The organism is Mycolicibacter senuensis, from assembly GCF_002101885.1.
GTDB lineage: Bacteria > Actinomycetota > Actinomycetes > Mycobacteriales > Mycobacteriaceae > Mycobacterium > Mycobacterium senuense.
Genome location: NZ_LQPS01000047.1, coordinates 24758 through 51220 on the forward strand (window position 1 = coordinate 24758; position 26463 = coordinate 51220).

General features: G+C 69.6%; 32 protein-coding genes. 12 read left to right on the forward strand and 20 right to left on the reverse strand.

Translation table 11 applies throughout. The features are described 5' to 3' along the window. Positions 1 to 195: 195 nt before the first annotated feature. Positions 196 to 921, forward strand: coding sequence for an STAS domain-containing protein (locus AWC24_RS18145; RefSeq protein WP_165757759.1), 726 nt, complete (start codon positions 196 to 198; stop codon positions 919 to 921). A gap of 19 nt (positions 922 to 940) precedes the next feature. On the opposite strand, the gene AWC24_RS18150 is transcribed toward AWC24_RS18145, so the two are convergent. The 3 genes from AWC24_RS18150 to AWC24_RS18160 form a co-directional block, all read right to left on the reverse strand. After that, positions 941 to 1642: a GAF and ANTAR domain-containing protein gene (locus tag AWC24_RS18150; RefSeq protein WP_085087505.1), complete on the reverse strand. Its 702-nt coding sequence runs from the start codon at positions 1640 to 1642 to the stop codon at positions 941 to 943. A gap of 78 nt (positions 1643 to 1720) precedes the next feature. Further along, positions 1721 to 2947 (reverse strand): glycosyltransferase, encoded by a 1227-nt coding sequence (locus AWC24_RS18155; RefSeq protein WP_085087508.1) that lies wholly within the window; start codon positions 2945 to 2947, stop codon positions 1721 to 1723. Positions 2948 to 2966: 19 nt separating this feature from the next. After that, positions 2967 to 3956 (reverse strand): glycosyltransferase, encoded by a 990-nt coding sequence (locus AWC24_RS18160; protein ID WP_085087511.1) that lies wholly within the window; start codon positions 3954 to 3956, stop codon positions 2967 to 2969. A gap of 286 nt (positions 3957 to 4242) precedes the next feature. On the opposite strand from AWC24_RS18160, the gene AWC24_RS18165 reads away from it, so the two are divergent. Further along, on the forward strand, positions 4243 to 4677 hold the full coding sequence (locus AWC24_RS18165; RefSeq protein ID WP_085087513.1) for an STAS domain-containing protein: 435 nt from the start codon (positions 4243 to 4245) through the stop codon (positions 4675 to 4677). Here AWC24_RS18165 and AWC24_RS18170 read toward each other — a convergent pair. After that, entirely contained in the window at positions 4674 to 6026 is a 1353-nt protein-coding gene (locus AWC24_RS18170; protein ID WP_407663436.1) for an MFS transporter, read from the reverse strand. The genes AWC24_RS18165 and AWC24_RS18170 overlap by 4 nt on opposite strands. 48 nt (positions 6027 to 6074) lie before the next feature. After that, on the reverse strand, positions 6075 to 6737 hold the full coding sequence (locus tag AWC24_RS18175) for a cutinase family protein (RefSeq protein WP_234807422.1): 663 nt from the start codon (positions 6735 to 6737) through the stop codon (positions 6075 to 6077). Positions 6738 to 7046: 309 nt separating this feature from the next. On the opposite strand from AWC24_RS18175, the gene AWC24_RS22555 reads away from it, so the two are divergent. After that, a complete protein-coding gene (locus tag AWC24_RS22555) occupies positions 7047 to 7982 on the forward strand; it encodes an esterase family protein (RefSeq protein WP_085087519.1) in 936 nt (311 codons plus the stop codon). A gap of 3 nt (positions 7983 to 7985) precedes the next feature. On the opposite strand, the gene AWC24_RS23150 is transcribed toward AWC24_RS22555, so the two are convergent. From AWC24_RS23150 to AWC24_RS18195, 5 genes are read right to left on the reverse strand one after another with little or no spacing between them, the layout of a single operon-like run. Continuing rightward, positions 7986 to 8183: an MBL fold metallo-hydrolase gene (locus AWC24_RS23150; RefSeq protein WP_234807423.1), complete on the reverse strand. Its 198-nt coding sequence runs from the start codon at positions 8181 to 8183 to the stop codon at positions 7986 to 7988. Then, positions 8174 to 8329 (reverse strand): hypothetical protein, encoded by a 156-nt coding sequence (locus AWC24_RS23155; RefSeq protein ID WP_234807424.1) that lies wholly within the window; start codon positions 8327 to 8329, stop codon positions 8174 to 8176. The genes AWC24_RS23150 and AWC24_RS23155 overlap by 10 nt, the downstream gene beginning before the upstream one ends. A gap of 27 nt (positions 8330 to 8356) precedes the next feature. Beyond that, complete coding sequence (locus AWC24_RS22565) at positions 8357 to 8512, reverse strand: hypothetical protein (protein WP_165757760.1); 156 nt, start codon at positions 8510 to 8512, stop codon at positions 8357 to 8359. Further along, on the reverse strand, positions 8509 to 9072 hold the full coding sequence (locus tag AWC24_RS18190) for a hemerythrin domain-containing protein (RefSeq protein ID WP_085087522.1): 564 nt from the start codon (positions 9070 to 9072) through the stop codon (positions 8509 to 8511). The genes AWC24_RS22565 and AWC24_RS18190 overlap by 4 nt, the downstream gene beginning before the upstream one ends. A gap of 37 nt (positions 9073 to 9109) precedes the next feature. After that, entirely contained in the window at positions 9110 to 10570 is a 1461-nt protein-coding gene (locus tag AWC24_RS18195) for an aminotransferase class I/II-fold pyridoxal phosphate-dependent enzyme (RefSeq protein WP_085087834.1), read from the reverse strand. Between the two features lie 53 nt (positions 10571 to 10623). Between AWC24_RS18195 and AWC24_RS18200 the strand changes: the two genes are divergently transcribed. Both AWC24_RS18200 and AWC24_RS18205 read left to right on the forward strand, forming a co-directional pair. Next, a complete protein-coding gene (locus tag AWC24_RS18200; RefSeq protein ID WP_085087525.1) occupies positions 10624 to 12954 on the forward strand; it encodes a molybdopterin oxidoreductase family protein in 2331 nt (776 codons plus the stop codon). Further along, the gene (locus AWC24_RS18205) at positions 12951 to 13433 is read left to right on the forward strand and encodes a hypothetical protein (protein WP_085087527.1); all 483 of its coding nucleotides are present in this window, start codon (positions 12951 to 12953) and stop codon (positions 13431 to 13433) included. Before AWC24_RS18200 ends, AWC24_RS18205 begins: the two co-directional genes overlap by 4 nt. 28 nt (positions 13434 to 13461) lie before the next feature. Here AWC24_RS18205 and AWC24_RS18210 read toward each other — a convergent pair whose 3' ends face one another. Together AWC24_RS18210 and AWC24_RS18215 are read right to left on the reverse strand one after the other, a co-directional pair. Continuing rightward, a complete protein-coding gene (locus tag AWC24_RS18210; RefSeq protein WP_085087530.1) occupies positions 13462 to 13812 on the reverse strand; it encodes a hypothetical protein in 351 nt (116 codons plus the stop codon). Beyond that, complete coding sequence (locus AWC24_RS18215; protein WP_085087533.1) at positions 13809 to 14378, reverse strand: type 1 glutamine amidotransferase domain-containing protein; 570 nt, start codon at positions 14376 to 14378, stop codon at positions 13809 to 13811. Before AWC24_RS18215 ends, AWC24_RS18210 begins: the two co-directional genes overlap by 4 nt. A 132-nt stretch (positions 14379 to 14510) precedes the next feature. Between AWC24_RS18215 and AWC24_RS18220 the strand changes: the two genes are divergently transcribed. Together AWC24_RS18220 and AWC24_RS18225 are read left to right on the forward strand one after the other, a co-directional pair. Next, a complete protein-coding gene (locus tag AWC24_RS18220) occupies positions 14511 to 15545 on the forward strand; it encodes a hypothetical protein (RefSeq protein WP_085087536.1) in 1035 nt (344 codons plus the stop codon). Positions 15546 to 15561: 16 nt separating this feature from the next. Beyond that, positions 15562 to 15858, forward strand: coding sequence for a hypothetical protein (locus tag AWC24_RS18225; protein ID WP_085087539.1), 297 nt, complete (start codon positions 15562 to 15564; stop codon positions 15856 to 15858). Between the two features lie 19 nt (positions 15859 to 15877). Here AWC24_RS18225 and AWC24_RS18230 read toward each other — a convergent pair whose 3' ends face one another. The 5 genes from AWC24_RS18230 to AWC24_RS18250 are packed head-to-tail and all read right to left on the reverse strand — an operon-like array spanning position 15878 to position 18939. After that, positions 15878 to 16144 (reverse strand): hypothetical protein, encoded by a 267-nt coding sequence (locus tag AWC24_RS18230; RefSeq protein WP_085087542.1) that lies wholly within the window; start codon positions 16142 to 16144, stop codon positions 15878 to 15880. Positions 16145 to 16146: 2 nt separating this feature from the next. Further along, entirely contained in the window at positions 16147 to 17631 is a 1485-nt protein-coding gene (locus AWC24_RS18235; protein ID WP_085087545.1) for a molybdopterin-dependent oxidoreductase, read from the reverse strand. Then, on the reverse strand, positions 17631 to 18059 hold the full coding sequence (locus AWC24_RS18240; protein WP_085087547.1) for an oxidoreductase: 429 nt from the start codon (positions 18057 to 18059) through the stop codon (positions 17631 to 17633). The genes AWC24_RS18235 and AWC24_RS18240 overlap by 1 nt, the downstream gene beginning before the upstream one ends. Positions 18060 to 18063: 4 nt before the next feature. After that, positions 18064 to 18600 (reverse strand): DUF1360 domain-containing protein, encoded by a 537-nt coding sequence (locus AWC24_RS18245; protein WP_085087838.1) that lies wholly within the window; start codon positions 18598 to 18600, stop codon positions 18064 to 18066. A 3-nt stretch (positions 18601 to 18603) separates the two neighbouring features. Beyond that, positions 18604 to 18939 (reverse strand): hemophore-related protein, encoded by a 336-nt coding sequence (locus AWC24_RS18250; RefSeq protein WP_085087550.1) that lies wholly within the window; start codon positions 18937 to 18939, stop codon positions 18604 to 18606. 118 nt (positions 18940 to 19057) lie between these two features. Between AWC24_RS18250 and AWC24_RS18255 the strand changes: the two genes are divergently transcribed. After that, positions 19058 to 19735: a cutinase family protein gene (locus AWC24_RS18255; protein WP_085087553.1), complete on the forward strand. Its 678-nt coding sequence runs from the start codon at positions 19058 to 19060 to the stop codon at positions 19733 to 19735. Here AWC24_RS18255 and AWC24_RS18260 read toward each other — a convergent pair. Beyond that, positions 19698 to 20804, reverse strand: a complete 1107-nt coding sequence (locus AWC24_RS18260; RefSeq protein ID WP_085087557.1) for an enolase C-terminal domain-like protein — start codon at positions 20802 to 20804, stop codon at positions 19698 to 19700. The two genes, AWC24_RS18255 and AWC24_RS18260, sit on opposite strands and share 38 nt — an antisense overlap. A 44-nt stretch (positions 20805 to 20848) precedes the next feature. On the opposite strand from AWC24_RS18260, the gene AWC24_RS18265 reads away from it, so the two are divergent. Beyond that, the gene (locus tag AWC24_RS18265) at positions 20849 to 22621 is read left to right on the forward strand and encodes a glycoside hydrolase family 15 protein (RefSeq protein ID WP_085087841.1); all 1773 of its coding nucleotides are present in this window, start codon (positions 20849 to 20851) and stop codon (positions 22619 to 22621) included. 3 nt (positions 22622 to 22624) lie between these two features. Here the strand turns inward: AWC24_RS18265 and AWC24_RS18270 are convergent, their stop codons facing one another. Further along, the gene (locus AWC24_RS18270) at positions 22625 to 23803 is read right to left on the reverse strand and encodes an alcohol dehydrogenase catalytic domain-containing protein (protein ID WP_085087560.1); all 1179 of its coding nucleotides are present in this window, start codon (positions 23801 to 23803) and stop codon (positions 22625 to 22627) included. A gap of 105 nt (positions 23804 to 23908) precedes the next feature. On the opposite strand from AWC24_RS18270, the gene AWC24_RS22570 reads away from it, so the two are divergent. Together AWC24_RS22570 and AWC24_RS22575 are read left to right on the forward strand one after the other, a co-directional pair. Beyond that, the gene (locus AWC24_RS22570; RefSeq protein WP_163705306.1) at positions 23909 to 24046 is read left to right on the forward strand and encodes a hypothetical protein; all 138 of its coding nucleotides are present in this window, start codon (positions 23909 to 23911) and stop codon (positions 24044 to 24046) included. Further along, positions 24043 to 24192 (forward strand): hypothetical protein, encoded by a 150-nt coding sequence (locus AWC24_RS22575; protein ID WP_165757761.1) that lies wholly within the window; start codon positions 24043 to 24045, stop codon positions 24190 to 24192. The genes AWC24_RS22570 and AWC24_RS22575 overlap by 4 nt, the downstream gene beginning before the upstream one ends. 6 nt (positions 24193 to 24198) lie before the next feature. Here the strand turns inward: AWC24_RS22575 and AWC24_RS18275 are convergent, their stop codons facing one another. Then, on the reverse strand, positions 24199 to 24783 hold the full coding sequence (locus tag AWC24_RS18275; RefSeq protein ID WP_085087563.1) for a hemerythrin domain-containing protein: 585 nt from the start codon (positions 24781 to 24783) through the stop codon (positions 24199 to 24201). 125 nt (positions 24784 to 24908) lie between these two features. Between AWC24_RS18275 and AWC24_RS18280 the strand changes: the two genes are divergently transcribed. Then, positions 24909 to 26417, forward strand: coding sequence for an FAD-dependent oxidoreductase (locus AWC24_RS18280; protein ID WP_085087567.1), 1509 nt, complete (start codon positions 24909 to 24911; stop codon positions 26415 to 26417). Positions 26418 to 26463 lie beyond the last annotated feature (46 nt).

Consider the following 26463-nt stretch of genomic DNA (forward strand, 5'->3'; position numbering starts at 1 on the left):
GGGTAGTCCGTCTGATGTGTGGACTGCGATAGTGGAGAGTGCATTTCCGGCCGGCCGGTCAGGTTCCCCTCGGCATGTCGAGCCCGGGACCGGCCCACGAGGGCGACGACGTCACCACGGCGCTCCCCCGCCGACCAGCCATGGTCGATGACGAGCGGGACGCCGGCCCTGGGTAGGAGACGCAGTCGGCTCACGGTGTCCGCGGACGCCGTGGCCGGAGTGTGCTTGCTGCACGCCGTCGGCAGGCTGGACAGCGGCACCTACCTCGAAGTCCGCAACTGCGTGATCAAAGCGGCGCTGGATGAACCGCTGGCGGTGCTGGTCGACGTCGGCGGCCTGGAAGTGCCGGCGCCGTCGGCCTGGTCGGTGTTCACCAGCGCACGTTGGCATGTGAGCACCTGGCCCGGCATTCCGGTCGTGCTGATATGCGCCCGACCGGAGATGGCGGCGCGGATCGCGCGCACCGGCGTGACCCGCTATGTCCCGGTGCATGCCGATGTGGAGAGCGCTTTGGCGTCGCTGGCAGACCACAGGCAGCCCCGTCGCCGGGCCCGGATCGAGCTGCCGCAGCGCCTCAGCAGTTTGCGCGACGCCCGCGCCTTCGTCGGCGGGTGGCTGGTGAACTGGTCACTGGAGCAGCTGACACCGACCGCCAAGGTGATCGTCGATGCGTTGGTGGAGAATGTGCTTCGCCATACCGAGAGCGCACCGGTGATCCTGCTGGAGAGCACGGCGGCCACGCTCACCATCGCCGTCCAAGACACCGACCGCTCCCCGGCGATGCTCCGCGAGGCCGCGGCCGGCTCCCGGCAGTCATCCGGGCTCGCTGTGGTCGGCGCCCTGTGCCGCGCCTGGGGCAGCAGCCCCACCCCCAGCGGTAAGACGGTATGGGCGGTGGTCGGACCGGAGAACCGGCTCTAGCGCTCCCGGCGCCGGTGGCTCACGAACCGACTTCCCGCCGGCCGACCACCTGTTGCGCCACGTCGGCAAGCGGGGTGTTCATGTTCTGCGACAGCCGTTTGAGCAGCTCGAAGGCACGCACCGCATCGAGGTCGAACCGCTCCATGAGCATCCCCTTGGCCTGCCCGATGACGTCGCGGGAGGCCAGCGCGCTGCGGAACTGCTCGTCGCGGCGCACCATGTGCCAGGCCAGCGCGGCGTGGGTGGCCAGCATCAGACCCAATTCCACCGCCTCGTCGTCGAAGGCATTGGCGCTCTCGGCGTAAAAGTTCAGGGCTCCGGTGCTTCCCCGGCCGGTGAACAACTCGAACGCCAGGATGGACCGGATCGGCGTCGTCTCGGCCACCTCCCGGCAGAAGGCCGGCCAACGTTGCTCGCAGCAGATGTCGTCCAGCCGAACGAGGTGGTGTTTCCACGCCGCGGTCAGGCACGGCCCCTCCTGGCAACGACGCTGGATGTCATCGAGCGCAACCGGGTACCGGCCCGTCGCCGACAGCGTCTGCACTTCGGCTTCCGACGTCGTGACGGTGACGCCGGCATGCTGGGCGCAGGGCATATGACCGAGCAGACTCGTCAGCAGCTCGTCGAGCGGATCGTCTGTATCGGGGTGTGGGCGCTGATCCAGTGTGCGGACGAGGTCCGCCACCTCACGCATCATGTCGTTGCGGTCCGCAACCGCCATCGCATTGCTCCGTCCGAGGCCCCCCTCCAATGGACTCAATGTTCCTCCGATGCCCCGGGTGCGGCAACCGCGTCGGGGTCAGTCCTGCCCCGCCGCCCGTGCCGCGGTGCGGACCGGCGCTCGCACCGGCAGCAGCCGGTCATAGACCCGCAACGTGTCGGTGGCGACGCGCTCCCAGGAGTACCTCGCGCGGGCCCGTTCCCGGCCGGCGGCGCCGAACGCGGCCGCCCCGCGCCGGTCCCGCAGGATCGCGGTCACCGCGTTGGCACATGCGCGGGGATCCTTCGGCGGGATCAGCAGGCCGGTCAGGTCGTGGACGACGGTGTCGAGCATGCCGCCCACCGCCGAGGCCACCACCGGCACCCCGCAGGCCATCGCCTCCAGCGGCACGATGCCGAACGGTTCGTACCACGGCGTGCAGGTCACCACGTCCGCCGACCGCAGCAGCGCCGGCATATCCTCGCGGGCAACCGAACCGTACAGCGAAACCCGGTCCGCCACACCGAGATCGGTGGCCAGTTTCCGCAACCGGCAGGCCTCCGGGACGGTGTCGAGCTCGGCTCGCTCCGGCCCGCCGACGATCACCAGTTCCGCGGCGGGGACGGTGGTCAGTGCCTCGATCACGGTGTCGAATCCCTTGCGGGGCACGAACCGTCCGACCGCGACGATGCGGCGCCGCCCCGATCGCGGGGCGGTCGGGCCGTGCGGGGTGAACCGGTCCACGTCGACACCGCAGGGCACCACCGAGATCCGCAATCGGTCCCGGCCGAGGCGCATCAACTCGAAGACCTCGTCGCTGCAACCGGCTGTCACCCAGGTGGCGTCGCGCGCCACCCGGGTCTCCAGCCGCAGTCGCTCGGCGGGACTGGTGTCGCGGTGCCCCTGATGCCGTTGCTTGACCACGCCCAGCGCATGGAATGTCTGCACCGTCGGCACCCGGCGGCGTTTGGCGGCCAGTTGGGTGGCGATCCCCGACATCCAGAAATGCGCGTGCGCGATGTCGGGCCGTTCGCGGTCCCACTGCTGATCCAGGTAACACCCGAACGACCCCATGTACTGCAGCAGTTCATCTTTGGGCACCTGCCGCGCGGGTCCGGCCGGCACGTGGACCACCGTGTAGCCCTGCTCGGTCTCGACCCGGTCGGGCAGGTCGGGATCGTCGCGGCGGGTGTAGACCTCGACGTCGTGGCCACGGCGGGCCAGTGCCGCCGACAACTCGGCGACGTGGACGTTCTGGCCGCCGGCGTCGGCTCCGCCGAGCGCGGCGAGCGGGCTGGCGTGTTCGGAAACCATGGCGATCCTCATCGCGATCCTCCCCTGGTAGTCACGGCCCCGCCGTGCACTGCGCGTCGATGACCCGATCCCACTCCCGCAGGAATCTGTCGAGCCCGAAATGGTCCCGCGCATAGTCGCGGGCCGCCTTGCCGACCACCTCGGCCAGGTAGCGGTCGGCGACCAGCCCGCGCAGCGCCGTCCGCAAGGTGTCCACGTCGGCGCTGACGACGCCCGCCTCGGGGGGGACGACCAGCGGTGCCATGGTCGACGCCACCGCCACCACCGGCATGCCCAGGAACATGGCCTCCAGCAGCGACAAACCCAGCGACGTCCAGCGCGCGGTGTGCAGGTAGACGCGTCGATGCGCCAGTTCCTTCATCAGCAGCGCGGTTCGCAGGTCGCCGTGACCGGTGACGCCTGCGCAGCGATGAGCCGGGTCGTTGAGTTCGTCGGTGCCGATCCCCCAGACGTCGACCGGCGCGGACTGCCCGAACGCGCCCAGCAGGTCGGCGCCCACCGTGCGCCACCGTCGCACCGGTTCGTTGATCATGGCGCCCGCCGCGGCGATGTCGCCGGTGTACAGGTGGCCGGGATCGGCGATCCCGTGGTCGATGACCGTGGTGGGGGCGCGGCCGTTGTCCCACATCAGCCGGTTGAAGTCGGTGACGTGGATCAGCGGGATGTCGTCGCGGTCGGCGATCGGGTGCAGGCTCTCCACCACGAACGGCCGCGGCGTGTTGTGCTCGACGTAGACCGCGGGAACGTCGATACCGGGCCGACGGCCCAGCAGCCGCGCAGCCAGTTCCAGTTCGTGCGGGCGCTGCAGCACCACCAGGTCGACGTCCTGGTCGTGCAGTTCGCCCAACGGGATCTCCACGGCCTGCGGCCAGTCGCGCCCGCACAGGCCGCGACCGTCGGGGTCGTGTGGAGAGTCGACCGGAATGAGGTAGCGGTGTCCGCCGGCGACGAAGGAGTCCATCCAGGAGCCGTGCACGTGCCAGACGAGTACCGAACGCCGGGTGGTCAGCGGAAACGCCATAACCGCTTGTTACCCGCGGTCCTCGGCGCTAAACGTCGAAAAGGTCCTCGAAGCGGTTTGCTGCAAGGCAATTCGCCACGAGTTCATCGCAGCACCGTTACCAATCCGTTGCATTGCGGCGAGGAACGGCGTAGGTTCATGGACAGGTTGAGTTCACAGCCACCCGGAAGACGCGTCAAGCACGCAGACCAGGGAGGCCCACTCCCTGTTCCTAACCTCGTCCGTGAAGGTGTAACTCGCATCGACGCGATCCCACAGTACGAGTTTCGACTGATGGAGTGATCAAATGTCCGCTCTGAAAGTGGCCGAGCCGGTGTTCCCGGCACCTCGAATAGATTCCGTCCCGACGTCCGACACCTGGGAGAGCCACACCGCCCGGTCCGTCACCCGATGGGGGCGTGCCGGCGCGGTGATCAGCGTGGTCGGCGAGCTCGACGCCGCGAACGCCGGCGAACTCGCCGAGCACGTGCACCACTGCGCGACGTCATGCCAATGGCTGGTCCTCGACCTCAGTGACTTGGAATTCATTGGCACCGCGGGCTTCTCAGCGTTGCGAAACATCGTCGACCGGTGCGCCGACACCGTGACCTACTGCACCACGGTGCCGGGGCCGGCGGTCAGCCGGCTGCTACGAATCTGCGACCCTGCCAACGCGTTGCCGACGACGTCCTCGGTGGCCGAAGCGCTCTCCGAAGTACCGGGGCTGCGCCGGGTCCACTAAGGGTCTCGCCCCTCGACCAGCTCGCGGGCCCGCGCTTCGCTTTCGACCGCGGGCCCCGAGCCGGGCAGTCGCCTGCCTGCCACCTCCGGGGTGAAGACCAGCGCCAACGCGCCGATCACACCGGCTGCGATCAGCAGGTAGGCCGGCGCCATCGGATTGCCGGTGCTCGAGACCAGGGCCTCGGCGGCCAGCGGCGTGGTGCCGCCGAACGCCGATACCGACAGGTTGAAGCCGATGGCCAGCGCCCCGTAGCGCACCCGGGTGGGAAACAGCGCCGGCAGGGTCGCCGGCAGGGTGGCATCGAAGCAGAGCAGCATCGCCCCGATCAGCACCACCCCGGCGAACGCCGCCAGGTAACTGCCGGCGGAGCGGATCAGCATGAACGCCGGGACCGACAGCGCCACCAGCATGATGGTTCCCGCCCAAAGCACCGGCTTGACGCCGATGTGGTCGGACAATCGCGCCGTCGGCACCACGGTGGCCATCATCACCAGCAGTGTGAGCACGATCAGCAGCAGCCCGCCGGGGTACGGGATCCGAGCGGAGGTCTGCAGGTAACTGGGCAGATACCCGGTGAGCAGGTAATCGGTCACGTTGTAGGCCAGCACCAGGGCGATGCACAGCGCCAGCGGCCGCCACTGTCTGGTGGTGCGACGCAGCTGTGCGGCGGCGGAGTCGTCGTCACCGGAGCCATCGCCCCGGCCCCCGCCGGACTGCCGGAATGCCGGCGATTCGTCGAGGCGCAGCCGCAGATATAGCGCGGCCAGCCCCAGCGGGGCGCTGAGCAGCAACGGGATTCGCCATCCCCAGCTGAGCATGGCCTCATCGGAGAGCCCGGTCTGCAGCCCGGTCACCAGCGCGCCGGCGACGACATAACCGGCCTGCGAACTCAGCGGCAGGAATCCGGCCATCATGCCCCGCTTGTTGTCCGGGGCCTGCTCGCCGACGTAGACCATGGCGCCGACGTATTCGCCGCCCGCCGAGAAGCCCTGCACCATTCGGGTCGCGATGAGCAGGATCGGCGCCGCGACACCGATGGCGCGGTAGTCGGGCAGCAGCCCGGTGGCGGTGGTGCCGAGCGTCATCAGCACCAAGGTGGTGACCAGCACCCGTTTGCGCCCGATCCTGTCCCCGAGCGGGCCGAAGACCAACCCGCCCAGCGGACGCATCGCGAACGCCGCGGCCAGCGTGGCGAAGGCGCCGATCAGGCTGCCGGCACCCGGGTAGAACACCCGCGCGATCGTGGTGGCGAGGTAGCCGTAGACGCCGAAGTCGTACCACTCCATGAAGTTGCCGATGGCGGTGCCCCGGATGGAGCGCCGAACCTCGGCGGGATCGGCGACCCGGATCTGGTCGCGCCGCCAGCGCCGGCGACGGCGGCTGCGGCCGGCCAGCGTCTATCCCAGCCGGCTCTGCAGCCGGTGAGCGGCGAAGTCGGCCCCCTGTTCGACCATCGTGGCGTCATCTCCGGCGTAGCTGTCATGCGCGGCGAAGTTCAGCCCCTCGGAGCAGACCGCGTCCTCCGGCGCGCAGACCTGCAAGGTCTTGGCCTGGTATGACGGGCCGATCGCGATCGTGGGTTCCTTGAGGAACTGCATCGCCCGCTCGTTGGGCATCGCGAAGAGCACGACCGCGGCCACGTGTTCGGCGACATCGGGATCCAGCGGCTTGGGCACCGTCGCCGGGTCGACGCCCTCGGGTACCTGCGCCGAGGTGACGAAGCCCATCACCGCGGCGCCCTGCGAGTAGCCGCCCAGCACCATCTTGGTTTGGGGACAGGTGGTCGCCCGCGAGACCACGTGCGCACCCGCGTCCCGAATACCGTCGACACCGGTGCCCCACTGGTCGGTGGCCGGGTAGTCGACCGCATAGACCGACAACGGGCGCGGGGCCAGCCGGGTGCTCAGTGCGCTGACGAATGCCTGTCCGGTGGGCCCGACGCCGGGCGGCTCACCGGTTCCGCGCGCGAACACCAGCTCGGTATCGGGACAAGGCTGGGCGCTCGCATCGGGAACGCCGTGGGTGAAAAGAATTGCGGCACCGGCAGCGGATGCTGTCATCACCAGAGGGCCGATGCGATTACGGGAGCCAAGCGCGGACATGTCGGTGTAGGTGCCCACCACGGCTGCGGCTCAAACCGCGAATCTCAATTTTTTCTTCCGCGCCGGTCTCTGGACAACGGTCCCCCACTTTGTTAAGACAAGAAGGTTAGGTGTGGTGTCTTCAGACTGTAGGGCAACCATCCGCGGTGTCTCATGATGCCGAGGTATGAAAAACCAAAGCCGCACGGGCCCTGTGTCGATCTCTCCCCTCTGGCGCACCCGGCCGACTGGCCTTGGCGCTCGGATGTGTGCGAAAGGGGAGAACAAATGTGGAACAACACGAAGCGTCGGCGCAAGGTCACACACGCCGCCGCGGCGGCGGCAATGCTGCCGGGACTGATCGGCCTGGGAGCGGCCGCGCCGGCCGGCGCCGCCGCTCCGGAATTCCTCTCGGTGCCATCGCCGAGCATGGGCCACAACATCACCGTCGAATTCCAGGGCGGCGGCGCGCCGGCGGTCTACCTGCTCGACGGCCTGCGGGCCCGCGAAGACCGCAGCGGCTGGGACATCGAAACGCCGGCGTTCAACGAGTACAGCGGTTCCGGGATCTCGGTGGTGGCGCCGGTCGGCGGACGTTCCAGCTTCTACACCGACTGGTACGGGTCGGCCAACGGCCAGACCTACAAGTGGGAGACATTTCTGACCAGTGAGCTGCCGAGTTTCCTGGCCGGCCGAGGCGTGCGCTCCACCCGCAACGCGGTGGTCGGCGTTTCGATGTCCGGATCCTCGGCGCTCATCCTGGCGGCCTACCATCCGCAGCAATTCGCTTACGCCGCCTCGCTTTCGGCGCTGCTGACCCCGTCCAGCGGCAACGGCCCGATGCTGATCGGAATGGCCATGAACGACGAGGGCGGCTTCAACCCGCAGGACATGTGGGGGCCGACCGGCAGCGCGGGCTGGCAGCGCAACGATCCGACGGTCCAGGCCGGACGACTGGCGGGCGCCAATACCCGGCTGTGGGTCTACAGCGGCAACGGCACCCCGTCGGAGATCGGCGAAGGCAGCCTGCCGGGTCAGGTGATCGAGCAGGTGGTCATGGAAAGCAACAACGCCTTTCGGGGCGCCTACACCGGCGCGGGCGGCCACAACGCGACCTTCAACCTCGACACCAACGGGGTACACAGCTGGGGTTACTGGAACGCGCAGTTGGTGGCGATGAAGCCGGACATGCAGCGCACGTTGGGGGCCGGCGGCCAGGTCTGATACTCAGGACGGCCCGGCCCGCAACGCGGCTTCGGCAGCCGAGGCGATGCCGTGGTGCCAGGGCTCGCCGTGGCCGGGCAGCACGAACAGCGCGCCGGCGGGGTACTGGTCGGCAGCGTGCACGAACACCGGCACCTGCCACCGGCCGCGGGCCCGCTTGGCCGAACCGACATGGTCGAAGTGGGCGTGGGTCAACACCACCGCCCGCACGTCACCGGTCTGGCGGCCGAGTCGTTCCAGCGCGGTCTCCAGGTGGCCGGCAGGCCGGTGTCGACGACGGTGACACCGCTGTCGTCCTCGATCAGGTAGACGTTGACCGCCGCGCCGGTGAACGCCGTCGGCGACATCGCGTTCCAGCACGGCTGCCATGGCGGTCAGTACCAGTAACGCCTGCCGCCGACCGGACGCCCGACCGCTCCCAGCACCCAGAACACCACGCCCATCACCAATAAGACGATCCCGATGGCCCACAGCAGGTAGACGTCGAACACCAGCCCCAGGATCAGCAGCAGCAAACCGAGTCCGATCATGAGGCGTACCCCAGGATCGCGTCGCGGGCCCGGTCCACCATCGAGGCGAACGGCCCCACGAACGCATTGGCCGGTGCACTCTCGACTCCGGCGTGCGGTCTGGTGGGCGCGATCGCCTCGGCGAGCTCGACCGCCCGTTCCAGCAGCTGCAGTTCGGTGTCGCCGAGTTCTGCACGCAGCCCGGCGAACTCGTCGCGTTCTTCGTGGCCGGCGTGCTCGATGACGTCGTCGCGCAGCTCCCGGAGCTTCTCGGTGAAGAACTCCGAATCGACGTCGACGTCCTCCAGCTCGGCCAGGGCCGACTTGGCCTGCTTCTCCTCGGCCAGCCGCGCCTTGACCATCTCGCGACCGTAGTCGAGTTCGTGGGCGGCCCGCGGGTGCACGATCTCCTCTTCGGCGGTCTCGTGCACCGCCAGCAGCCGGCGCAACCGGACGAAGGATTCCTCGCGTTCGGCACCGGCGGCCCGCAACGTCTCGTCGAAGAGCGCCTTGATCCGTTCATGTTGGCCGGTCAGGAAATCGACCACGTCGACCGGGTTCTGCAAGGACGTCTGAGTCATGGCTACCGACTACCCCGGCCCGCCAAGGGCGAAACGCTCACGCCACCACCAGGATGTGCTCGAGGGCGGGGTCGGCGGCGTCCGGCAACGCCATTCCGGCCGCCAGACCGGACCGCAGATAGTCGATGACCGCGGTGTCGAGGCGTTCGCCGGGCACCACCGCCGGGATGCCGGGCGGATAGGGCGTGAGCTGCTCGGCCGCGATACGGCCGGCGGCCTGCGATGCGGCAACCATCTCGGTGCGGCCGAAGAACGCGTCGCGGGGCAGCTGCACACTCTCCAGCTGCATCTCCTCGGGCGAGGGCAGCCGGATCGGAGCCGGCGGGTCGAAAGACCGTGCGGCATCCCGCCATCCGCTCAACGCGTCCAGCAACCGGTCGGTGCTGCCGCGGTCGTCGGCGAAGGACAGGGTGGCCAGGATCCGGCGATGGTCGGCCAATCCCACGTCCAGACAGCGCTGTTCGCGCAGCCAGTCCCGCGCCTGGTAACCCGACGTGCCGGTCGCCGCGACGTCCACCAGCACCTGCAGCCGGTCCAGGTCGTGGGAGGCCTCCGCACCCAACAGCACATCGTCGAGCACCGCAACGTCGGGCAACTCGTCGATACGCGCGCGCACGTCCCGCGCCAACTTGCATGCGGCGTCCAGCATTTCGTTCCCGTGTTGCACCATCTGACGGCGCCAGCCGTCCAGCGCCGCGTAGATCGGCACACTCGGGCTGGTGGTCATCAACAGGTCGGCGCAGGCGGTGAGCCGCTCGCGGTCGATGAGATCACCCTGGATGTGGTACACCGAACCCTGCTCGAACCCGGCTCCCATCTTGTGCACGCTTACCACGCAGACGTCGGCGCCGGCATCCATCGCCCAGGTCGGCAGGTCGTCGTGGAAGGGCAGGTGCGCGCCCCAGGCTTCGTCGACGATCAGCGGCTTGCCGCGCTGGTGACAGATCTCGGCGATAGCGGCCAGGTCCGCGCAGGTGCCGTAGGGCGACGGGCTGACGATCAGCGCGCCCGCGGCATCCGGATGTTCCTCCCACGCCCCGGCGACCCGATCCGGTGACGGCGGGTGAGAGAAATGTCGCTCGGCGTCCCAGCGCGGGGTGATCCAGCGCGGCTGGATGCCGGAGAAGATCAAACCGCCCACGATCGATTTGTGGCTGTCGCGTGGTAGCAGCAGTCCGCCGGACGCACCGCCGGCCACCGCCATCATCGCAGCGCGCACCGAAAGCGAACTGCCACACGTGGAGAAGAACGCCATCTCGGCGCCGACCGCGTCGGCCATCAGTTGCTCGGCGTCGGTCAGCACATCGCCGCGCGCCTGCCAGTCGTCCAGCCCGCCGCGCGCCAGTACGTCGGCGCGGAACAGGTCGGCTCCCAGCACATCACGCACCGACTGATCGGCACCGCGGCCTTGACGGTGTCCCGGCGGGCTGAAGCCGTACCGGTCCTTGCGGTGGTAGTCGGCCAGGGCTTCCAGCACAGGTGCTCGGCGGTGATCCATCTCGGCCATATCGGCTAGGCATACCCACGACGATCAGCGGGTAACCGGACGTCATGACCGACCGCATCGCCGAGCCCTGGGGTGCGCGGACACCGTATGCCGCTGGGCAGCGATGGCCCGACCGGGTCGACACCGAGCTCAGCGACGGCCTGGGCGCCGACGAGGTGGACTGGACGCAGTCGGCGGCGGTTCTGCATTCCAACGGCGACGGTATCGACATCGCCGCGCACGACGGCAGGATCGTCGGGGTGCGGGGCCGCAGCGTCGACCGGGTCAACCACGGCCGGGTGGACCCCAAGGACCTGTTCGGCTGGCAGGCCAACAACTCCCCCGATCGGTTGACGGTGCCGCTGGTGCGGGACCGCGGCCGGCTGGTCGAATCCGACTGGGACACCGCGATGAATCGGATCGTGTCGACCACGCAGGCACTGCTGCGGGATATCGGCCCGAGCGCGATCGGCTTCTACACCAGCGGTCAACTGCTGCTCGAGGAGTACTACACGCTCGCGGTGATCGCCCACGCCGGGCTGGGCACCAATCACATCGACGGCAACACCCGGTTGTGCACCGCCACCGCCGAGTGGGCGCTGAAGGAGACGTTCGGCTGCGACGGCCAGCCGGGCTCCTACACCGACGTCGATCACGCCGACGTGATCGCCCTGTACGGCCACAACGTGGCAGAGACGCAGACCGTGCTGTGGTCACGCATGCTGGACCGGTTGGCCGGCGCCGACCCGCCGCAGCTCATCTGTGTCGACCCGCGCGAAACGGCGGTCGCCAAAGCGGCGACGGTCCACCTGGCGCCGGTCCCCGGCACCAACCTGGCGTTGATGAACGGCTTGCTGCACGAGGTGATCGCGAACGACTGGGTGGACCACGACTACGTCGCCGCCCACACCGTCGGCTACGACGAACTGGCCGGCTGCGTCGCGCCGTATCCGCCGGAGCGGGTGGCGCGGATCTGCGATGTGCCGGCCGGGCAGCTGCGGCGGGCCGCGGAGATCCTCGGTCATGCGCAGCGGCTGTTGTCAACGGTGTTGCAGGGCTTCTACCAATCCCATCAGGCGACCGCGGCGGCTGTTCAGGTCAACAACCTCAACCTGATTCGCGGCATGCTGGGCCGCCCGGGTGCCGGGATCCTGCAGATGAACGGGCAGCCGACCGCGCAGAACACCCGCGAATGCGGCGCCAACGGTGATCTGCCGGCGTTCCGGAACTGGCAGAACGACGAACATGTCGCCGAGCTGGCCCGGCTGTGGAACGTCGATCCCGCGAAGATCCCGCATTACTCCGAGCACACCCACGCCATGCAGATGCTGCGCTTCGCCGAGCAGGGCAGTCTGCGAATGCTGTGGGTCAGCGCCACCAATCCGGCGGTGTCGCTTCCGGAGTTGCGCCGCATCCGGCAGATCCTCGGTCAATCGCGGCTGTTCCTGGTGGTGCAGGACATCTTCCGCACCGAGACCGCCGAACTCGCCGATGTGGTGCTGCCGGCGGCGGCGTGGGGCGAGAAGACCGGAACGTTCACCAATGCCGACCGCACGGTGCACCTCTCCGACAAGGCCGTCGACCCGCCCGGGCAGGCCCGCCCCGATCTGGACATCTTCTGCGACTACGCGCAGCGGATGGACTTCTGTGATCGCGACGGCGCCCCACTGATCTCCTGGAAGGATCCCGAGTCGGCGTTCGCGGCCTGGCAGCGCTGCAGCGCCGGGCGCCCCTGCGATTACACCGGGCTCAGTTATGAGAAGCTGCGCGGCGGCAGCGGAATCCAATGGCCCTGTGACGCCGAGCATCCCGACGGTACCGAACGGCTGTATGCCGACGGCGCGTTCTTCAGCAAGCCGGACTACTGCGAGAGCTACGGCAAGGACCTGGTCACCGGAGCGGCGATCGGGCCCACCGAGTACCGGGCGGCCAACACCGACGGCAAGGCGGTGTTGCGGGCCGCCGGCTACACCCCGCCGCATGAGCTGCCCGGCGCCGGCGAGCTGTGGCTGACCACCGGCCGCACCGTCTATCAGTTCCACACCCGCACCAAGACCGGCCGGGCACCGCAACTCAACGACGCGGCCCCGCAGGTGTGGGTGGAGCTGTCGGCGGCCGATGCCCAACGCTGCGGGATCGGTGACGGTGACATGGCCGAAATCCGTTCGGCGCGCGGCAGTGTGTACGCCCGCGCCCGGGTGGGCGGCATCCGGGACGGGGTGGCGTTCCTGCCGTTTCACTACGGCTATTGGGATGCCGCCGACGGGGCGGGCCACCACCGTGCGGCCAACGAACTGACGATCACCGACTGGGATCCGGTGTCCAAGCAGCCGCTGTTCAAGACGTCGGTGGCGCGCATCCGCAAGCGCGCCGCGACAGATCCGAGCGGCTGGTGAAACTCGACCTGGCGTTGCGGGAGCTGCACCGCTCCGAGACGTCGCTGGCGCGCCGGTTCCGCCGAGTGGGCGAACGACACAAGACCGACCACGACGTCTTCCACCTGTGTGCCGATCTCGCGGCGTGGTCAGACGATCATGTTCGCCGGCTCGCGCAGGCCGGACGAGACCACGGGCTACGGCTGGCCGAGTCCCCGGCCCGGCCCGGGCGGCTGTTGTCGTGGTTGCGCCGGTTGACCAGCGTGGTGCTCGCCCGGCGGCCCGAGCCGGGCCTGCTGCTGCTGGCCGATCTCCGCAGCCTGCACCTGCACTCCGCGGCGGTATCGGTGGATTGGGTGCTGCTGACTCAGGGCGCCCGGGCCGCCCGCGACGGCGCGCTGCTCGAGCTCGCTTCGCAGTGCCACCCCGAGACGCTGCGGCAGTTGGACTGGACCACCACCATGCTCAAAGAGCTGGCGCCGCAAGCCCTACTCTCCTAGTGCCGAGCTCTCCTAGTGTCGGGCTCTCCTAGCGCCGGAAGGCGATCACCAGCGCCAGCAGATCGAGGCCCAGCAGCGCCCAACCGGCCAACGGGACGAGGAATCCGCGCCGCCGGCCCGCGGTCCAGAACGAGATCAGGATGGTCAGCGCGGCGATGACCGGCGCACCGTAATAGAAGATGCCGAACACCACGCCGCTCGGGCCCATGTCGGGGCACTCGGTGGTGCTGCAGGCGGCGGTGCTCATCACCGCCCCGGTCGCGACCACCATCACCAGGGCCGCTCCGGCGGCGGTCAGCAGCGCCGTCACCCAGTTGACCCAGAGCCGAGCGCGATGGTTGTCGGTGTCGACCGGCACCGGCATCGGTTCTCCGGTCACAGCGCCGCCTTCGACGACTCCAGCTCGGTGACCAACGCGTCGCAGAAGGCGGGCAGGTCGTCGGGCTTGCGGCTCGACAGCAGGATCGACGGGCCGCAGTCGCAGCGCACCAACTGTTCGTCGACCCACTCCCCGCCGGCATTGACGATGTCGGTGCGCAGGCTCGGCCACGATGTGAGCCGCCGCCCGGCCACCACCCCGGCTTCCACCAGGGTCCACGGGCCGTGGCAGATGACAGCGACCGGCTTGCCGGCATCGAAGAACTCCCGCACGAGCGCGACCGCACGCTGGTCGGTGCGCAACTGGTCGGGGTTGGCCACCCCGCCGGGCAGCACCAACGCATCGAAGTCATCCGCTGAGACGTCGTCGGCCACCCGATCGGCGTCGAATTCGTCGGCGCGGTCCAGGTGGTTGAACGCCTGAACCGGTCCGGCGGTCGTCGACACGAGCACCGGGGACGCCCCGGCCTTGGCGACCGCGCGCCACGGCTCGGTCAACTCGACCTGCTCGACCCCTTCGGGCGCCACCAGAAACGCCACGCGGAGTCCCTCTCGCGATCCGGACATCGGCCTCTCCCTTTCTTTTCGGGCAGCTCAGGCCCTTTCGGGCAGCTCATGTGCTTGACGTCCCCATACCCGATGCCCCAGCCGCACAAACGGACCGGTGTAGCCGGCGGGTGGTGGGGGTATCCCCGCGAAATGACATGGCGGGGGTGGTGCGGCGCTGCGGCTGTCGGCGTGCTCGTCTGCGCCGGCTGCTCGCTGCCGGGGCGGTCGCTGCAAAGCGCGCCCGAAGCCGCCGCCGTACCGGTGCAGACCCCGCTGCGCGACCCGGTGTGGTCGTCTGCGACCGGCTCGCTGATCGCGCTCACCGACGACGGTCGGCTGGCCGCGGTCGACAACCCCGACCGGCCCGGCGCGGCCAGCAGATTCTCGGCGCCGCTGCACGCCGGGCGCAACGTGCAGATCAGCCGCGCCGACGACCAGACCGTATTCGTGCCCCAGCCGGCGCGTAACCGGGTCGCGGCGATCGAGCTGGCCGGCCTGCAGCAGATCGGCGACATCGACGCCGGCCCGTCCCCGGCCTACCTGTCCGAGGTTTCGGGCCTGCGGGTGCTGCTGGCACTGTCCGCCGACGGGGCGACGGTGACCCCGGTCGAGGAGCACGGGCTGCGCAAATTGCCCGGTACCCGGGTGGCCGCCGGCGCCACCGGCGTCGTCGACGGCGCCAACCGCGGGCGCGCCATCGAATTCCACGTCTACGGACCGCACGGCATCTCCTACTACAAGGGCCCCGCATCGCCGCCCGAGCACCGCGGCCGTTACCAGACCGCCGTCATGGCAGCCGCCGGGGACGGCACCGCGGCGAGCCGGGTCTATCTGGCCGACAGCCGTGGCGACACGCTCTACGCCGTCGAATCCGCCCGCGGTGGACACGGTTTGCAGGAGATCGGCCGTTCGCCGGTCTCCTCGCCGATCCGCTATCTGGGTTCCGACGACAACCGGGTGTATGCCGCCACCGACACCGCCGTGACGGTGTTCGAGTCGGCGCCGTTCACCGGTTATCCACACGGCAGCATCCCGGTGCTGCGTGTCATCGACTACCGGGCCGGTCTACCGTCCGGGCCGGCCCGGTCCGCCCCTCTGTCCGGCATGGCGATCGGGCCCGACCGCGTCTATCTGACCTTGCGGGGCCAGCCGGTCGTGGCAAGTGTCGCCAAGCCCCGGCTGTGACGACGGGAGGTCCGATTTGAGCTCGATCGAACGGATCCGCATCGACGACGATGTCGCGGTGCTCACCGACCAGGTGCGGGCATTGCGGGAACTGGGGCAACGCGCCCAAGTACACGATTGGCACATCTACGACCTGAGCATCCGGTGGGGCACCGCGCTGGCCGGGCGGCTGCGCCGGCTGGCGTATTACCACGACCGCGGCCAACTCGACGACGACGCCGAGCGCCGGGTCGCGGCGGTGTGCGACGAGTTGCGCAGCGTGGCCCACCTGGTGGAGCGGTTCGGTCTCGCCCGCCCCGACCTGCCGGCGTGACTGACGCCGCGGTGGTTGCCTAATCGAGGAATTCCTTGCGCCGCAGCCGGATCGCTGTCCGCGGTTGCGGGCAGGACGGGTCACGACAGGTCAGCGCGACCAGGTAGGCGTCGTTGTCCTCGTCGAGGAACAGAAACCCCAGATACAACGCCTGGCCCACCGCGAACTCGGTGCCGCCGCAGGCCGCGCAGTGTCCGCCGCGTACCCGCACCAGCGCCGAGACCCGTTCGCGGGCTGCGGCTTCGACGTCGATCAGCTCGGGGCGGGCGGCGGTATCGGTGGTCACGGCTAGATCTCCCCGTCCATGCTGTAGTAGACGTTGTCCTCACGCCAGCCGCCGCGTCCCTTCCCGATGTGGGCGTAGTCGTCGACGAACTCGATCTGGTTGATCCACTTGGCCATCTTGAAACCCACCTGCGTCTCGGCGCGCAGCCGCAGCGGCGCACCGTGTTCGATCGGCAGCGGCCGGCCGTTCATCGCATACGCCAGCAGCATCTGCGGTTTGTGCGCCAGTTTCAGGTCGAACACCTCATAGAACTGTCCACCGCCGTGTGCGCTGGGCTCGTCGGTGCTGTTGTCCTGCATGGTCATAAAGCAGATGTAGCGGGCCTGCGGCAGCGGTCGCACCAGATCCAGCAGCGCGGCCAGCGGCACCCCGGTCCATTCGCCGATGGACGTCCAGCCCTGCACACAGTTGTGCAGCACCCGCTGGGTCTGCGGTGCGGCCAGGGCGCGCAGGCCGGCCAGATCCAGCGTCGCCGGCTGCTCCACCAGCCCACCGACCCGAAGGCGCCAATCGACGAAGTTGTGCACCGCCATCACCTTGTAGTTCTCGGCGGTGGGCGGTTTGCCGTTGACCCGGTGCTCGGCGGAGAGCATCCGCTCCGGGTAGTCCTGCCGAGAGTCCAACCGGCGTAACAGGCCCCGACGCAGCACGGCGATCACCGCGCCGAGCACCCGGCGCACCGAGGCCGGGCTGCGCAGGCTCCAGACCGTCGCCGCGATGTGCACCGCGACGACCACCGCGACGATCAACAGTGACAGCGCTGTCGCCCAGTAGGTGTTGCGGACCGATCCGAAGATCATCAACGCGCACAGCCGGCCCCACCCCCAGAAGAACAGCATCGACAGGTGGATCACGATGAACACCCCGAACGCTGCCAGGCCCAGGAAGTGCAGGCTGCGCGCGCTCTGCCGTCCGCCGAACAGCCGGACGTAGCGGGGAAATCGGGCCTCGATCGCCGGTGACTGCGCGGCGCCGGTGAGGATCTGGAACGGCGCCAGCAGGAAGAGTACCGCGGCGTACGTCAGCTTCTGGATGGCGTCCAGCGGCTCGCCGGGCAGCAGCGGCGGCAGGTTGAAGCTGAGGTAGGTGACGATGTCGTTCCACGCGTCGGCGAAGATCGACCAGGAGTACGGCCAGTACCGGTGCCACTGTCCGGTCGCGAAAAGCAGGATGTAGTAGGACAGTCCGACCAGGATCCAGCCGATCACCGCGAAGAAGTGCCAGTGCCGCCCCATGCCCAGTTGGGCGTGGCCGGGCAGCGCGATCACCGGGTGGTAGTCCTCTTCCTCGTCCAAGGTGTCGTAGAGCTTGTCGGTGGGCATGACCTTGCGGGTGAACCGCGCCCATTCGGTTCCGGGCGCGCTGTCGTCGTGCCGGTACAGCTTCGGGTGCGTGGACAGGATCTCGATGCCGCTGCGTATCAGCAGCGTCAGGAACAGCACGTTGAGCCAGTGCTCGACGCGCAGCCACGCCGGGAAGTCGAGCATCAGTCGTACCAGGCCCTGCCCTGCCCGAAGGCGACGTTGACTCCCGACAGCACCGACAGTTGCAGCGCGAGGAAACCCCCCGCGCAGGCCAGCGCGAGGCTGCCGGGGGCCAGATCCCACCTCCCGGTCACCGTCGGCAGTCCGGGCAGGCTGACCAGCCGGCTGACCAGATAGCCGATCACGAATGTGCCGCAGCTGACGGTGCCGGCCAGCCACCCCAACGCCGGCACGACGTCATCGACGTCGATCCAGGTGGTGGCCGCGGCGGCGAGGCAGCCGACGATCATCGCAACGCAGTAGACCGCGAAATAGCCGGGCGGGCTCGCCGTTGTCGCCAACACGTAACCGTGGGTGGCCGCCAGACCCAGCAGCGCGAGGTCGGCGGTCAGCGTCACCACCCGGGGCAGGTTGAACGCGATACCGCTCATGAACTCACTCCTGCGTGATCTGCTGCGCCTTCGCGTAGGCCAGTTGCAGGAAATCCGCGCCGGCCAGCGCGGTGAACGTGCCGGCGACCAGCCGGGTCAACCGCGGCGCGAACACCAGCCCGGCGGTGAACGCGGTGACCGCCCACATGTCCAGGCAGAACGGGCAGGTCAACAACTCGCCGAGGCTGTGCCGCAGCTGACTGGAATGGCGGGTCTCCTCCATCACCTCGGCGGGGCCGCCGGTGCCCGCGTAATGGGCGAACGGCGCCCGCAGCGGGCTGGTGACCGCGTCCTTGGTGAGGGTGCGGGACAGCTTGTGAGCGCCGAGGGTCACCGTCAGCAGATCCCCGGCCGCCCACCGCTGCGGCAGTTGGCGGCCGGTGGTCGCGGCGGCCACGGTAACCGCCGCGACCAACCCGCCGTACACCAGCAACACCAGCGCGTATCCCCCCAGCGGCCGCGGGTCGTCGCCGCGGTAGGCGTCGGCTTCCCGTTTGGCCGCATCGGCGATGGTGTTGCCGGCTCCGGTAGCTCGAGCCATCACTCAGTACTTGTCACAGGTCTTGGCGATGGGTCCGACCATGTTGACGAACTGCGCCGCCTCGGGCACGCCCCGAGCCTGTTGCAGCATCTGCTCACGCTGCGGCGGGGGCGAGGCGAGGAAGTCCTGCAGGAACGTCTGGGCCATCGGTGTGGAATTGAATTGTGCTGCGGTCTCCGGTGATTGCGCGTTCATCGCCGCTACCACCTGTGAGTAGCTGCAGGTGGTGCTGACCGCTGGATCCTGCGCCGGATCCGCGGACGCGACGCCCGCGGCCGACAGGGCCAGCGCCACGCCACCGGCGCCGGCAGCTAGCCTGGTCAAAGACGTTGTGATCATTGATCTATCCCCTTCGGCTAAAGTCCCGTCGGTGACGGTACCGACGTAGGCTTGCCGTTTTGGCCCGAGCTAAACCACGGTTTGCCGCCAAGGCGCTGTGGGTATCGGAGGAATTGCTGTGATCAGTCGGATATTCACCGCGGCCTGCCTGTGGGGCTGCCTGCTGCCGTGCTGGCCCGCCGGGGAGGCGGCCGCGTTCGGCTGCCCCGATGTCGAGGTGGTGTTCGCCCGCGGCACCGCCGAACCGCCCGGCGTCGGATGGATGGGCCAGCAGTTCATCGACGCGCTGCGGTGGCGCCTCGGCGGCCGTTCGGTGGGCGTCCACCCGGTCGACTTTCCGGCGGTGCCCGAATTCGGTCCGACGGTCGCCGGGGTGGCCGACGCCGCCGGCCACATCACCGACATGGCGGCGGGGTGCCCGGACACCGCGCTGGTGCTCGGCGGATATTCGCGGGGCGCGGCGCTCATGGGTTATCTCACCGGGCCCGCGCCCGTCGCCGACGGGTTCCCGCCCCCGCCGGGGCCCGAGGCGGCCGACCGGGTCGCCGCCGTCGCTTTGCTGGGCCGGCCGTCAGCGGAGTTCCTGCACTCGCTGGGGGCGCCGCCGCTGACGATCGGGCCCGGTTATGCGGACAAGACGATCGAGTTGTGCGCGCCCGGCGACCCGGTCTGCTCGGCGGGTGCCGATGGCGCCGCGCACGCGGCCTATGCGGGCAACGGCATGACCGCGCAGGCGGCGGATTTCGCCGCGGAACGGCTCAGGCCACCCGAAACGGTTCCAGATCCGCCGCTTTGACCGTCAGCCCGTGGCCGGGCGCGCCGCGGTCGGGACGCAACACTCCGCCCTGCTCGGGGCGCAGCACCCCGTCGAAGGCCATCCGCTCGAGTCGCACATGGTCGTGGAAGTACTCCAGATGGCGCAGGTGCCACAGTGCGGTCCCGACGTGCGCACTGATCTGCGGTGCGCAGTGCAGCGACAGATCCACGCTGCGCGCATCGCACAGCGCGCCCACCTTGAGCACGCCGGTGATGCCCAGGCAGCGGGTGACGTCGGCCTGCGGGCAATCGACGGCGCCGGCGTCGAGCAGGCGCTGGAAGTACGGCAGGTCGTAGCCGTATTCGCCGGCCGCGATGTCCATGCCCGCGGGCGCCCGCTCGCGCAACAGGTGCAGGCCTTCCAGATCATCTGAGCTGACCGGTTCCTCGAACCAGCGCACCCGACATTCGGCGAAGCGCTGGGCGCAGGCCAGCGCCTGCTTGCGGTGGTAGGCGCCGTTGGCGTCGACGTACAACTCGGCCCGATCGCCGATCGCCGAGCGGGCCGCCGCCACCCGGGCCGGGTCGGCGGCCGGGTCGCGACCGACTTTCATCTTGACCCGGCCGATGCCCTCCTCGACCCAGCCCGCCAGTTGGCCGCGCAGCGTGTCGTCGTCGTAGGAGGTGAACCCACCGCTGCCGTAGATCGGGGTGTCCTCCCGGACCGCACCCAGCGCGACGACCAGCGACTCGTCCAGCAGCCGGGCCCGCAGATCCCACAGCGCGATGTCGACCGCGGCGATCGCCTCGGCGGCCAGTCCGGGCCGGCCCAGGTTGCGCACCGCGTGCAGCATGTCGACCCAGCGGGCCGGCGGCGTCAGCGCATCGCCGCCGGCGATGACTCCGGCCAGCATGTCACGCACCACCGTCGCCGCCGCCGTGCCGGCGTAGGTGTAGCCGGTGCCGGCGCATCCGGCGGCGCGCACCGACACCAGCACCAGCGTGGTGGAGTCCCAGACCAGGGTGCCGTCGGACTCCTCGGTGTCGGTGGGAACGGTGTAGACGCCGACGTCCACCGAGTCGACGGGCGCCGGGGGCAGCGGGCTCATGGTTCGGTGACTACCCGGCCCCGGCGACGGGTATGCACCCGGCCATGGATGAGGGGCAATCGCTGCTGGAGCGGTTCCCTCCGCAGGTGCTGCGCCAGTACGCGCTGATCGCCGACGGCGAGCGCGGGATCGTGGTCGGGCCGCGCGGTGACTTCTGCTGGATGTGCCTGCCCCGGTGGGACAGTCCGGCGGTGTTCAATTCGCTGCTCGGCGGCGGCGGGGTGTACGCCGTCACCCCGCAGCTGCGCTACGTGTGGGGCGGCCAGTACGAGGAGCGGTCGCTGATCTGGCGGTCCCGCTGGGTCACCACCGACGGCATCGTCGAGTGCCGCGAGGCGCTGGCCTTCCCCGGCGACCCGCACACCGCCGTGGTGCTGCGTCGCATCACCGCACTCGACCGGCCGGCGCGGATGCAGGTGGCATTGGACGTCCGGGCCGACTTCGGCGCCACGGCGATGGCGGGGCTGTCCTGCCGCGACGGGGGGTGGACCGGTCGGTCCGGTCCGCACCGGTTCCGGTGGACCGGCGCCGGGCAGGCTCGCCGGGCCGCCGACGGGTCACTGCGCATGGTGGTCGACGTCTTGCCGGGCCACGATCGCGATCTGGTGCTCGAGCTGTCAGATCGTGAACTACCGGACCGTCCGGTCGATGCCGGGCGGGCCTGGCATGTCACCGAAAGCGGTTGGCGGCAAGCGGTTCCGGAGTTCACCGGGACCCTCGCCGACGTCGATGTCCGGCAGGCCTACGCGGTGCTGCGCGGCCTGACCAGCACCGGCGGCGGGATGGTGGCGGCGGCGACGATGTCGTTGCCGGAGCGGGCGAGCGCCGGGCGGAATTTCGATTACCGCTACTGCTGGATCCGCGACCAGTGCTACACCGGGCAGGCGATCGCCGTCGCCGGGGCGCATCCGTTGCTCGATGACGCCGTCCGGTTCGTGTCCGAGCGGGTGTTGACCGACGGGCCCGAGCTGCGGCCGGCCTACCGCGTCGACGCCGCCGCACCGCCGCCCGAACGGGATCTGGATCATCTGCCCGGCTACCCCGGTGCTGCCGCCAGGACCGGCAACCGGGTCGGTGAACAGTTCCAGCTCGACACGTTCGGCGAGGTGCTGCTGCTGTTGGCCGCCGCGGCCCGACTGGACCGGCTGGACAGCACCCATTGGGGCGCGGTGCACATTCTGGTGGAGGCGATCGAAAACCGTTGCGGTGAACCCGGTTCCGGGGTGTGGGAGCTCGACAACCGACGCTGGGCGCATTCCCGGCTGATCTGCGCGGCGGGGCTGCGCCGCATCGCCGGCGTCGCGTCTCTGGCCGAAGGCGCCCGCTGGCAGCAGTTGGCCGACAAGCTGGTCAGTGACACCAGCAACGACTGCCTGCACCGCGACGGCAGATGGCAGCGCGCCCCCGATGATCCGGGGATCGACGCGGCGTTGCTGCTGCCGGGACTGCGCGGAGCCGTCCCGGCCGATGATGCCCGCACGCTGGCGACGCTGGCCGCGGTGCGCCGGGAGCTGACCCGCGATGGCTTCGTCTACCGCTACCGACCAGACCGGCGCGACCTCGGCGAGGCCGAAGGGGCGTTCCTGCTGTGCAACTTCGCCATGGCGTTGGCAGACCATCAGCAGGGCAACGAACTCGCGGCGCTGCAGTGGTTCGAGCGGGGCCGCACTGCGTGTGGCCCGCCCGGGCTGCTCACCGAGGAGTACGACGTCGGCCAGCGTCAGCTGCGCGGCAACCTGCCGCAGGCGTTCGCGCATGCACTGCTGTTCGAGTCCGCGCACCTGTTGGCCGGCACCGGCTTGAGTGTTACGGCTTGAGTGTTACGGCTTGAGCAGGATCTTCACCGCACCCTCGCGCTTCTCCTGGAAGATCTCGTAGCCGCGCGGCGCCTCCTCCATCGGCAGCTCGTGGGTGGCGAAGGTGTCGACGCCCAGCGGGTCGGCGTCGGTGAGCAGCGGCATCAACCGCTCGACGCGCGGTTTGACGTTGGCCTGCCCCATCCGCAGCGTGACCTGCTTGTCGAACAGGGTGAACATCGGCAGCGGATCCAGCTTGCCGCCGTAGACGCCGATGATCGAGATGGTGCCGCCGCGACGCACGATGTCGATCGCCGAGTACAGCGCGGCGAGCCGGTCGATGCCGGCTTTGCTGATCAACGGACCGGCGACCGCATCCGGCAGCAGCGAACTGAGTTGCTGCACCGCCTTGGCGCCGCCGGAGCCGTGCGCCTCCATGCCGACGGCGTCGATAACCGCATCGGTCCCCCGCCCGTCGGTGCGGTCGCGGATCACCTCACCGAGATCGGATGCCTCACGCAGGTCGATGGTTTCGATCCCGCGGCGCGCCAGCCGGCCCAGCCGCTCGGGCACCAGATCCACGCCGATCACCCTGACGCCGGCGTGGGCGGCGATCCGGGCCGCCATGTCGCCGATCGGCCCGAGCCCCAGCACCGTCACCGACCCGCCCTCGGGAATCTCGGCATAGTCCACCGCCTGCATCGCGGTGGGCAGCACGTCGGACAGGTACACGAACCGCGAATCCGGCGGCCCCTCGGGCACTTTGATGTGGGTGTAGGACGCCTGCGGCACCCGCAGGTATTGCGCCTGCCCGCCGGGAACCTGGCCGTAGAGCTTGGAGTAGCCGAACAGTGCGGCACCGGTGTCCTGCTCACGCACCCGGGTGGTGTCGCATTGGGTCGGCAGGCCGCGGCGACACATACTGCAATGCCCGCAGGCGATCTGGAACGGGATGACCACCCGGTCACCGGCCTTGAGGTTGGTGACCGCGCTGCCGACCTCGGCCACGATGCCCATCGGTTCGTGGCCCAGGATGTCGCCGGGGTCCATGAACGCGCCGAGCACCTCGTAGAGGTGCAGGTCCGAGCCGCAGATGTTGGTGGTCGTCACCTCGATGACGGCATCGGTCGATTTCTCGATCACCGGGTCGGGCACGGTGTCGACCTGGACCTTGCGTTTGCCCTGCCATGTCACTGCCCGCATTCGGATCGCCTCCGTCGTCTCTCGCCAACATCCGTCTCCGGCGAACATCGCCGGGCTACCCGCGCACACCGCAGCACAAACACGCTCGGGACCGACGTCGAGCGAATGTTTGACGACGGTCGTTACGGGTACGCCGCGGGCATTCAAGATCCGTCGTTGGCCGAGGGAGCCACCATGTTCGTTCACAACAAGGAGTTCAGTCACCTGGAGAACGCCGACGAGCGCGCGAAGCCGGTCCGATGACACAGCGTGACCAACAGCCGGAACAGCCGACGTCACTGGAGAACACCGTCGACCGGCTCGATGCCAAAGCCGCCGAGGAATACGACACCGAGGCCAGGGCACGCGAGGCGCGCAAGCACGGCTCGACGGACGAACCGCCGGATTGACCGCGCTCAGCTCTTGGGGGCGTCGGGCGGGTTGTCCGCCGCCCGGCCGCTGAGCTGATCGCGCAGGTGGTCGACGGCGGCAGCAGCCACGCCCACGGTGTTCTGCGCCAATCCACCCGACGGGGCGTTGGGGTGCGGCCGGGTGGGTGCGATCTTCTTGGCGGTCTGCAGTCTGTCGCCCAACTGCTCGAGCTGTTGCGCGCTGACCGCCGACTTGAATCGCGGCCACACCACATTCTCCTCGTATTCGATGTGCTCTCGGGCCACCACCACGAATTCATCGAGCGCGCGGTGGTATTCGAGCTCGCCGGGCGTGCCATCCTCGAGCAGCTGCAGCAGCGTCTTGCCGGCCTCCTCCTGGGCGATGGCGTGGTCCGTCAAGTGGTCGCCGTCCTCGAGTGCCGCCCGGACCGCCGGCCAGAACAGCTGCTCTTCGATGGCCTCGTGCTGGGATTCGGCGATCACCAGATTGGTGACCATGGTCGCCAGGCCGCTCTCCCGCGCACCGTCGCCCTGCGGCGCGCCGTCGAGCACCTCCAACATCCCCAACACGCTTTCGTGGTCGGCACGTAGAAACGTCAGTGCGTCCATGACTGTCCCTTCCGGGGTACGGCTGCCGATTCGTGGCGATCGCATACCCAGCGCAGCACGGCCGAAACCCGCTGCTCGTTGCGGCTATACGTTTCACCGCCGTGCTACCGGGTAACTGATCGGCCATGACCTCGTTGTGGCTCGCCGACCGGATCACCACCTCACCGGCCTCCGACACCGCGGCCGACCTCCCGGGCCGCGCCGACGTCGTGGTGGCCGGCGCCGGTATCACCGGACTGATGACCGCGGTGCTGCTGGCACGCGCCGGCCGGGAGGTGCTGGTGCTGGAGGCCCGGACCGTCGGCGCCTGCGCGACCGGCAACACCACCGCCAAGATCAGCCTGTTGCAGGCCACCCAGCTCTCGAGCATCTCGGCCAAGCAGGGCCGGCAACGCGCCGGTGGATACCTGGAAGGCAATCGCGCCGGCCAGGACTGGCTGCTGTCGTTCTGCGCGACGGCCGGCGTCGCGGTGCAGCGCGAGGACGCCTACAGCTACGCCCAGTCCGAGGGCGGGGTGGCCGCGGCGCGCGCCGAGTACGACGCGTGCCGCGAACTGGGGCTGCCGGTGAGCTGGGAGCCGCGGGCCGACGTGCCGTTCCCCTACCACGGTGGGGTACGGCTGGAAGGGCAGGCGCAGTTCGATCCGATGCAGTTCTTGGACGCGCTGCGCGCCGAATTCCTCGCCGCCGGCGGCCAACTTGCGGAACACACTCGGCTGCAACGTGTTTCCAGCGGACACGACGGCCTCCGACTGAATGTCGACGGCCCTCGGGGCGACACCGAACTGCGGGCCGCCCAACTGGTGCTCGCCACCGGGATCCCGATTTTGGACCGCGGCGGATACTTCGCCCGGGTCAAACCCAGCCGGTCGTACTGCATGGCGTTCGACGTGCCGGGCGAGATCCCCCGCCCGATGATGATCTCCACCGATTCCCCCACCCGGTCACTGCGTTACGCCCCGGCCGACGGCTCCGAGCGCCTGCTGGTCGGCGGGGCGGGTCACACCGTCGGCCGCGCCAAGTATCCCAGCGACGGGGTGGCCGAACTCGAGTCGTGGGCGCTCCGGCATTTCCCGGGCGCGGCCCGCACACACCTGTGGTCGGCGCAGGACTACGCGCCCATCGACGAGCTGCCCTATGTCGGCCCCATCCTTCCCGACAGCAACACCATCTATGTGGCAACGGGTTTCAACAAATGGGGCATGACCAACGGGGCGGCCGCCGCGCTGGCGTTGTCGGGTCGGCTGCTGGGCCGGCGACCGTCCTGGGACCGGGCGTTCGCCAGTTGGAGCACCCGCGAGCTACGAGGCCTGCCCACCGCCGTGGCGGCCAATCTCGAAGTCGGCGTGAACCTCGCGAAAGGCTGGATCGCCCCGACGGCCCGGATCGGCCGGCACGGCCTGGGCGACGATGCCGCCGGCGTGGTCAGCGGACCGCCGTGGCACCTGCAGGCCCACTGCCGGGTGGACGGCGTCGAGCACCGCGTCTCGCCGGTCTGCCCGCACCTCGGCGGCATCGTCACCTGGAACGACGCCGATCGGGCCTGGGAGTGCCCGCTGCACGGCTCGCGCTTCGCCCCCGACGGCACCCTGCTGGAGGGTCCCGCCACCCGCGGCCTGACCCCGGGCAGCTGAGGTTCACTCCCGGCCCGGGCGGGTAATCGACCGCTGGGCGGTGAAC